Origin of the sequence: Xanthomarina spongicola (assembly GCF_003148645.1) — a bacterium.
GTDB classification, from domain to species: domain Bacteria; phylum Bacteroidota; class Bacteroidia; order Flavobacteriales; family Flavobacteriaceae; genus Xanthomarina; species Xanthomarina spongicola.
Map to the genome: position 1 here is coordinate 1 of NZ_QGGP01000014.1, position 8,272 is coordinate 8,272.

Sequence of the window (8,272 nt, forward strand, 5' to 3'; positions counted from 1 at the left end):
CTATGTAGTTATGTTGGAATTACACCCACGATACGGGAATCAGGTAGTAGTGTAAGAGGGAGAAGTAGAATTAGTAAAGTGGGTAATAAGAAATTAAGGAATCTACTATTTTTAGCAGCGTTTTCAGCTTGTAAATATAATAAAGCATGTAAGGCACTTTTTGATAGGATTGTAGCTAAAGGAAAGAGTAAGAAATTAGCATTAATTGCGGTGGCCAATAAGCTGTTAAAGCAAGCCTTTGCTATCGCAAAGAGTGGTTTGTCATACGATGAAAACTTTGTTTCAAAATTAGCTTAAAATTGTTTGTTTTTTAACTCAGTTCTTTGTTGTGCTTTCGTTATTTCTTTTCGTTCAATTCCTTTTCTATTAAAATTATTAAACCTTTAATTTCTGTATCAAGGTTTTTCCGAAAATCAATCACATCCTGGGTAAATGACAATTTCATACCAAGAAGATTTCTTATTCTTTTAATTTCTAGTACTTGCAAATAATTATTTTTCGATTCGTTTTCAATATTAATAGTTGGTATGTTAGATTTTACTAAAGGGATGAAATTGATGTCGTTTTCAAGTATATCATCTATACGAATTTGATGCACGCTCAATCTGTCTTCGAGAATGTCATTGAGTTTGTTTTGGCGAAACTCTAATTCAGTAAATTTTTCATTAATATTTTTATTCTTAATTAAACTCAATTTATTAGTGCTTTTCAAATTATTGTATGAGTTAAAAGTTGGCATATCGCTTTGTAAATCCCAAACGGCATTTTTGAAAATCGAGTCACTAATTATTTCAGTGTTTACTTTAGTATTATTGGAGTTAACTCCAAGAATTTGAATCAAGTTCTGCTTAAGTTGGTTCTCTTCAGATATTAGTTGTTCAGATTGAATTTTTGATAAATTTAAATTTTCTAATAAGTTTTCTAAAGTAGCTCTTTCTTCAATAGAGTTTTTTCTGTTTTCATTCCAATTATTTATCTGCAATGCAATCAATATTCCAATAACGACAAGGACAATTTCTCCAACGGCATATTTTAAATACTTTCCAGTTTTACCTTCTGCAAGTAAATCTTGTCTAATTTTTCTAAAGAATTTTATCATTGGCTAGCGTTGTGCTTTCGTTATTTTTTAATTTCTATTTCGATTAATACATTGACTTTTTTGAGAAATTCCAATAATTCATTCTCTTCGTCTAAACCTTCTTGTCTAACGGTAGTATTGAAATCTACCCACCAAACAAATTCAGGATTCCGAAAAGATGTTTTATTATCTCTTGTTAACTTGTTATAATCGACTATTTCTCTTTTTGATGCAATCATTGGCCAATAATATTCTCCTCTTAATTTTTCTATTACTTTAGTTGATTCGTTTGCGTCAATAATTAATTCATTTATTGAAGACAACATATATCTTATGTCCTTATTTTGTATAAGATTAATTTTACCTGAATTTATTACTGAATTCAAAATACCAAGTTTAGGGTCATAGGTATAATTATAATTCATAACAATTAAGATAGACTTCAAGCTATCATTGGAAATGCTATTTAGCTTATTAGTGTCAACTATCATTGATTTAATTTCCTTTCCTGCAACCAATGATTTTTCGTGTTCAGCTATTATTATTTCCAGTGCTTTTATATTAGATTTTATCTCTGTATTTAAATCAAAAAGAGCTTCTTTTTCAGAATCAGAGTCAATTCTTTTTTTGTTCCAATTACTAACTTGCAATGCGATTAATATTCCTATAACTACAAGTAAAATTTCTCCAAAAGCATATTTCAGATACTTTCCAGTTTTTCCTTCTGAAAGTAAGTTCTGTCTTATTTTTCTAAAGAATTTTATCATTGGTTACTTGTTTCTGATAATGAAGCACAACGTGTTTGTGTATGGTTAGTTGCGTGGTTAAGCAACTAAGTTAGCAAACTTTTACGAACCCGTGAAAATTCCGCAGGAATTTTCGCAAGTAAGCAAGAACCAAGCAATTAATTATACACGGTGTTGTGCATAGTGTTTTATTTTTTAATCAGTTTAATAATCAGATATGGTGTCAAAATTCCAATTCCGATTAACAATGTTGAGTATAAATCAAATGGCTCTGTTAACAAATATTCAGGAATTAATGGATTTGCACTCCTGCCAAAGTAAATCAGCATATAAAGTCCGATTCCGAATATTATGATGATGAAAAGCAAAACAGTTAAGATGTCCTTTAATAATTCTGATTTATTAAATTCCGTTCTTGTTGAGTTATATAACATACCAAAAAATGGAAATGATGCTAAAGTCAAATAATCCAATGTGTTTGTCGAAATTCCGAAATGATAGTCAGTCAGTTTTTGTAGTGTTTCTATAAGTCCGATGTGAAGTTTTGCTCCAATTGCAAAATTCAGAGCTATAAAAATCAGTCCACAAAGTCCGTAAATCAAATATTTTATTTTAATCGGTATTTTCTTCAATTCCGTATTCGTTATTTAAGTCCAAAATTTTGTGTCCGAATATTTTTTTCTTTTCCAAATCCACCACAATTGTCAGAAATACATTTTGTTTTTCAGTCGGAAGTAAAATGTGGTCAAAGGTTTTTAAATTATTTCGATAAACTTTTTCCACGAGTTCTTTTTCGTAAACAATTCGGCTCACGATTTGATTTTCGGTCAATTTTTTCACATAATTCCAAATGTCAATCGGCTCATCAATTTCTATTTCGGTAATGTCTGTCATTCCATTACCAAAGCTATTTTTAAATTCTATTTCTGTTAATTCCTGCGTCATTTTGGACATTATGCACAACGTGTTTGTGTATGGTTAGTTGCGTGGTTAAGCATCTAAGCTAGCAAACTTTTACGAACCAGAGAAAATTCCGCAGGAATTTTCGCAAGTAAGCACATAAAAAGCAATTAATTATACACGGTGTTGGCATTTCGTTTTTTATTTTTTTAGATACTTTTCGTGTTCATTTGTCAAGTCAGCGTGATATTTCATTAAAAGCTCTGTTTTTTCCAAATAAGATTCCAATCCTTTTAATTTTTCTTTTTCTACAAAAGATTTTGTCAATATTAAGTTCATTATGATTGCACCATCCATAATCTGTGGTCTTGGTCTATTCCATTCAAGGTTTAATTTGAATTCGTCATCTTCTTTTGTCAAATTATTCATTAAAATATCTTGCCAATTTCCGTGAATTGAATGACTACCAATACCATAAAATATTTTGTAAAATTGGTCTCCTGCAACATATTCGGCTCTTTTTGCAATTGATTTCCATTTTGAACTTCTATTCACATTTTCTAAATCAAAATCAGACGAGTTAAAACTCCTTTCAATTGATTTTTGCATTCTTTCTTCAATGTGTAATTTTTCATCATTTCTGTCCTTTACATTATCTTTTATAGTATTCCACAATTCTTTTTCAGTTATAAGTGAATATTTTATGTAATTTCTTAAAACATTTTCTTCACCTTCTGCTATCATAAATTGTGTGTTTATTGCAGTTTCAGCGATACATCTATTAAGTATATAACAGATTTCTAATTTTCCATTGCAAATATTTTCAAGAAATGAAGTGTTTAATTTTATTAACCGAGTTAGGTTTCCACCAATTATGGCTTCATTCCGATTAATTTTTCTTGGAATTCCTTCTTTTCCTTCGCAATATCTTTCGCCAATTATTAAAAATAATAAAGTAATAGTTTGCTTTAATAATTCGACATAAGCATCCATAAACTGATTTTCATCTTTAAATTCAGTTAATTCAGCTTTTGAATATTTTGGTTCTATTTTATGAAGTTTGTTCAAGGTTCGGTTTAAATGAATGCCAACGTGTTTGTGTATGAAAAGTGCGTGTTTGCGTCAGAGGATTTTCGGAACGAAAATCGGAAGAAAGCAAACACGCACTTTCCTTTTGATTAAGCACTAAAATAAGCATTTTTTATACACAGTGTTGTAGGTAGTTTTTATTTTCAGTTCAGTTCAGTTCAGTTTCGGTGAGGGTCAGATTGGAAATCAGTTTTTTTCAATATACAATTCAATAATTCCGATTTTCATTCCGTTTTAAGAGATTATATTCCAATTCAGATTTGAGTCATTAAAACTCTCTAATAATTAGTCCAATTCCGATTATTATACATCCAATTCCCGCAGTTTGCATTTTGAAAGATAATCCTCCTGCTTTATTTTCTTTTTTTAAATCTTGATAGAGTTTGATTAGAAAAATCCCAAGTAGAATTAATAAGGTTCCAATAAGAAGATTAATCCAATCCATTAATTTTGTCGTTTTATCACAGTTCGCTTAAATTACCTACAACGGGTTTTTATAAGATTTGTGCGACTGGAAAATCGGAGATTTTTCGGACGTAGCAAATCGTTTGTTGAATGTTTGTCGGTTCGTTATTTACTTTAAATGTAAGCATAAATTTTATGAGGTGTTGTACAACGTTTTTTAATCATATCTTTTAAAATCTTTAAGTGTCCAAATAGAAGAATCTCCCTTTTTAAATCTTACAATTCCTTTCTCGAAACTCCAAAAATATTCGTAAATCTTTGAATCATAATCTAAACTCTTGTTGCTTTTTATAGAGATTATATCCTCAAGCACACCAAAATTTGTTTCCAATTTATCAGTCGGTTTTTCTATCAAATCAGAATAGTTCTGTTTTCCATCAATAAAGTCTCGTAATTCAATGAAAGTTTGCTCTTTCGAACCTCCTGAACGAATTTCCAATAAAAAAGTTCTTTTATCGTGAAATTCATTCTCTTTTGGAGCTTTTCCTTCATATACTCTTAATGCTTGTTTATATTCAATTATACCTAATCCATCGTTAAATACTAAATCAATCTTTGAAATATAAAAAGTGTCTATTTTTTTTGAGTTTGATTCAAATATTAATAAGTCTCCTTCTTGGTAAGGATTGAACTCTTTTTCTTTTTCACTCAATTTGTATCTTGGTTGAAAACAAGATATACTTGTAAAAAAAAATAATATGTAAAATAAGTTCTTTTTCATTTCAATCGTAATGTTGTACAACGGTTACGTATATGAAATGTTGCGTGTTTGTGTGCGAGGATTTTCCGAAGGAAAATCGGAAGCAAGCAAACAAAGCAACTCACATTGGTTAAGCTAAAACTAGCAATTTTTTATATACTGTGTTGGCATTTCGTTGTTTTTTTTCTTACAGTTTTTGGTCAATCGGCAATTTTTTTTTGCGTTTCGCTAATCAGTCCGTCGCAACAGTTGCGTACTGCTTTGGTCAGTCAGATGTTTGTTGAGTTTTTATTCCGCAAAATTGATAAATTCTGCTTTAGTTTTTATTTTCGAAAAAGGGATTTGATGTCATTTATAAAACCATGTAATTTTGAGATTGTATATCCATACGATTCTTTTTCTTTTTCCAAATCACCTGAAAAATCATGTTTTGGAAAAGAAACCTGTTTTATGATGAAATAAAACATTGTAATCACAATGATTAGCATTAAAATTCCGATAATGGTATCCATATTCTGAATAGATAAAAATTATTTTTTTTTGATAATGAGTCCGTTCCGCAATGAATGCCAACGGTTTTGTATAAGATTAGTTGCGTGGTTAAGCAACGAATTTAGCAAATACAAACCGAATAGAAAATCCGCGAGGATTTTCGTAAGCAGGCTCGTACCAAGCAATTAATTTTATACGTTGTTGGCAATAGTTATTTTTTGTTCCGTTTATTCAATCTTTTCAGTCGGTCTATTTCCGATTTTTTTGTTCGGTTCAGATTTTTAGTCCGAGTGCAAAGGTCAGTCGAAAAATATGGTTCAACTTTATTATTCTCGTCAAAAGTGTTTACTTGTAAATCCGTTTCGTATGAGTAAATCAAATGTTCCGAGTTCAGGTCAAAATAATTTCCACAATCCGCTCCGCCACCAGAAGTCACAATAGTTATGAAATCCGATTTTTCTTTTCCTTTAATCAGTTCGTTTACTTTAAAAACAAACTCAATTCTATTAATTTCTCGAACGTAATATTTTCCTTTTTCAGTTGAGCTTGGGATTGAGTCATAAACTTTTCCTTCGTTAATTTCCACAACTTTTCCAGTAAAAATCAAGTCCGAATGTTCAAATCCATATTTAACACTTGACTTTTCGCAAGAACAAGAATAAACCTTGTTTGCTGAAAAAATCAAAATGAATATTGTTATGATTATCGGGTTCTTCATAATTATTGCCAACGTTGTTGTATAAGATTAGTTGCATGTTTTAAGAACTAAAGTTAGTAAATAAATCACAGATAGAAAGTCCGCGAGGACTTTCGTAAGTAGGCGACAACCAAGCAATTAATTTTATACGGTGTTGTGCGTAGTTTTTTATTCCAAATCCCAATCATCAATTTCAAACCACGCAGTTTTCCCTTTTTTCAAATACTTTACTATTCTTTTTTTTGGTCGAGTCCATTTTTTTGTATCCTCATTCAAAATCATAATGTTATCGGTATTGTAAATTACTATACCTTTTCTATCGCAACTTTCAATAACCTTGACATTTATTTTTAAATTTTCCGAATCTTTTTCAATTAGAATTCCTTTAGCCAAACAAGTATCTTCCATCCATTTGTTTTCCTGACTTTTACTAGCAAATTCGTAATCATAATTGAACTCTAAAACATCTCCAATTTTCAATTCAGCGAATTTCTTTTTCTTTTCTTTCAATTCTTTTCTTTCTCGTTCTAATTCATCTGCTTTTGCTTTTTCTTCCCATTCTACATATTCTTTTATTTGTTCGTCAAATCTGATGTCTTCATTTTTTAAAAAACGATAATAACTTTCTAAAATAACAACAGACATTGATTCGGGATGACCAATTTTATTATCTCGAAAAAATTTGGAAAGACGAGAGCCTCCCCAAAGTTGCCAGTTATTTCTCATCCATAAACCAATTCCAAATCTATAATTCCCATATACATAATCTTTTTCGGCAAGTTTAGTAATTTCTACTTTTAAGCTGTCTGAATAAATTTTATTGAGTGAGTTTATTGCATCATCAAGGTCTTTTGGAATATAGTGACCTCTTAAGCTGTCTGTGGTGTATCTGACTTTATCTTCCTCGTCTAAATTTTTTGGCGACTTGATTTGTTGTCCGAATGTTGTGATGGAAAATATTAAGAATAGTAAAGTAATCAAGAGTTTCATTTTTCAATTATTTAGTTTCTCGAAAATAATTCGGTTCTTTTAATTACAAAAGTCATAATGAGTGAACTATGTTTTTGGTTGAGTAACGAGGTTTCTTAAATTACGCACAACGTGTTTGTGTTATGGCTAGTTGCGTTGGCAAGAACTAAGTTAACAAAATAAACCGAACCATTAGGAAAATCCGTAGGATTTTCCGAGTAAACACAGACTAGCAATTAGTTATACACGTTGTTGTGCAACGTTTTTTATTCAGTACCATCTTATTTGATAAGGATACTTTTCATAAATCACATTGTCTTCGTTTATTGTATTTCCGTTGCGACCATTAATTTCTCCTAATTTCTGTAATTCATTTGCCTCTGTTATTTTTCCTGTTTTTCTTAAGCAATCCGATTTGAAAATTTGTACTTCTGAAAAATCGGGATAGATTTCTAAAGCCTTATCGAAAATTTTAATAGCTCCTGAATAGTCTTTTTGCTCATATTTGCTAATTCCGTAGTAAAACAAGTCTAAATGATGAAGCCAATCTTTCCCTTTTTCTTTTAGTTGATATTCATAATCTTGTTTAAAAATCTGTTCTGCTTTTTGAAATTCATTCAATTGCAAATAGGAAAGTCCAATGTAGAAATCATATGAATGGTCCATTACATAGCCATATCCAAACCTTTTTTTATAATCTTGAAAATCTGTAATGGCATTTCGATAAGTTTTTGCAAAAATACATTTTATAAATGCTCTGTAATCTTGCCAATCCTGTCGGTCGTATTTCACAGCTTTGTCAATATATTCCATTCCAACCTCATATTTTGCCTGTTTGAACATTGGCATTGCCTTTTGTTGCCATAAATATGCGATAGTACTGTCTTTTTCTAGTCCCTTGTCAATTTCTTCTTGCCATTCTCTTGAATATAATTCGTATTTCCACGCTCCGTTTTTCAGATGTTCATTTATAATTTCTTGCTGCTTTTCTTTGTTAGGATTTAATTCTATCAGTTTGTTTTCCGCTATATCTTTGTCAGATTTATCATTTTGACCACAAGAAGAAATGGTAGCAAATATTAGAATTGTCAATATTTTGATGTTATTTTTCATTTTTTGGTCAAATGTTGCACAAC

Annotated in this window: 11 protein-coding genes; 1 reads left to right on the plus strand and 10 read right to left on the minus strand. The window is 30.2% G+C overall.

Going from position 1 to position 8,272, the window contains the following annotated elements; translation table 11 throughout:
* The coding region (locus tag LX78_RS14460) for a transposase (RefSeq protein ID WP_146192591.1) at window positions 1–297 on the plus strand (297 nt) is incomplete at its 5' end.
* Between the two features lie 40 nt (window positions 298–337).
* Here the strand turns inward: LX78_RS14460 and LX78_RS14465 are convergent.
* The 10 genes from LX78_RS14465 to LX78_RS14510 form a co-directional block, all read right to left on the minus strand.
* Complete coding sequence (locus LX78_RS14465; RefSeq protein WP_109683493.1) at window positions 338–1,099, minus strand: DUF6090 family protein; 762 nt, start codon at window positions 1,097–1,099, stop codon at window positions 338–340.
* 20 nt (window positions 1,100–1,119) lie between these two features.
* Window positions 1,120–1,845 carry a DUF6090 family protein gene (locus tag LX78_RS14470; RefSeq protein ID WP_109683494.1) on the minus strand — a complete coding sequence of 242 codons (726 nt, stop codon included), beginning with the start codon at window positions 1,843–1,845 and terminating at the stop codon, window positions 1,120–1,122.
* 167 nt (window positions 1,846–2,012) lie between these two features.
* Window positions 2,013–2,426 carry a hypothetical protein gene (locus LX78_RS14475; protein ID WP_146192600.1) on the minus strand — a complete coding sequence of 138 codons (414 nt, stop codon included), beginning with the start codon at window positions 2,424–2,426 and terminating at the stop codon, window positions 2,013–2,015.
* 10 nt (window positions 2,427–2,436) lie between these two features.
* Entirely contained in the window at window positions 2,437–2,769 is a 333-nt protein-coding gene (locus LX78_RS14480) for a hypothetical protein (protein WP_109683496.1), read from the minus strand.
* A gap of 156 nt (window positions 2,770–2,925) precedes the next feature.
* Window positions 2,926–3,792, minus strand: a complete 867-nt coding sequence (locus LX78_RS14485) for a DUF5677 domain-containing protein (protein WP_109683497.1) — start codon at window positions 3,790–3,792, stop codon at window positions 2,926–2,928.
* Between the two features lie 289 nt (window positions 3,793–4,081).
* Window positions 4,082–4,258 (minus strand): hypothetical protein, encoded by a 177-nt coding sequence (locus tag LX78_RS14850; RefSeq protein ID WP_170109858.1) that lies wholly within the window; start codon window positions 4,256–4,258, stop codon window positions 4,082–4,084.
* Window positions 4,259–4,435: 177 nt separating this feature from the next.
* Window positions 4,436–4,930, minus strand: a complete 495-nt coding sequence (locus LX78_RS14490) for a hypothetical protein (protein ID WP_146192601.1) — start codon at window positions 4,928–4,930, stop codon at window positions 4,436–4,438.
* A gap of 751 nt (window positions 4,931–5,681) precedes the next feature.
* A complete protein-coding gene (locus LX78_RS14500; RefSeq protein WP_170109859.1) occupies window positions 5,682–6,155 on the minus strand; it encodes a hypothetical protein in 474 nt (157 codons plus the stop codon).
* A 180-nt stretch (window positions 6,156–6,335) separates the two neighbouring features.
* Window positions 6,336–7,157: a DUF6794 domain-containing protein gene (locus tag LX78_RS14505; RefSeq protein ID WP_109683501.1), complete on the minus strand. Its 822-nt coding sequence runs from the start codon at window positions 7,155–7,157 to the stop codon at window positions 6,336–6,338.
* A 249-nt stretch (window positions 7,158–7,406) separates the two neighbouring features.
* On the minus strand, window positions 7,407–8,249 hold the full coding sequence (locus LX78_RS14510) for a tetratricopeptide repeat protein (protein WP_109683476.1): 843 nt from the start codon (window positions 8,247–8,249) through the stop codon (window positions 7,407–7,409).
* Window positions 8,250–8,272: the final 23 nt, after the last annotated feature.

What these genes read in the sequence shown, in the direction of transcription:
- LX78_RS14465 (WP_109683493.1), bottom strand. Translation starts at nt 1,099, where the DNA reads ATGATAAAATTCTTTAGAAAAATTAGACAAGATTTACTTGCAGAAGGT.
- LX78_RS14470 (WP_109683494.1), bottom strand. Translation starts at nt 1,845, where the DNA reads ATGATAAAATTCTTTAGAAAAATAAGACAGAACTTACTTTCAGAAGGA.
- LX78_RS14480 (WP_109683496.1), bottom strand. Translation starts at nt 2,769, where the DNA reads ATGACGCAGGAATTAACAGAAATAGAATTTAAAAATAGCTTTGGTAAT.
- LX78_RS14850 (WP_170109858.1), bottom strand. Translation starts at nt 4,258, where the DNA reads ATGGATTGGATTAATCTTCTTATTGGAACCTTATTAATTCTACTTGGG.
- LX78_RS14505 (WP_109683501.1), bottom strand. Translation starts at nt 7,157, where the DNA reads ATGAAACTCTTGATTACTTTACTATTCTTAATATTTTCCATCACAACA.
- LX78_RS14510 (WP_109683476.1), bottom strand. Translation starts at nt 8,249, where the DNA reads ATGAAAAATAACATCAAAATATTGACAATTCTAATATTTGCTACCATT.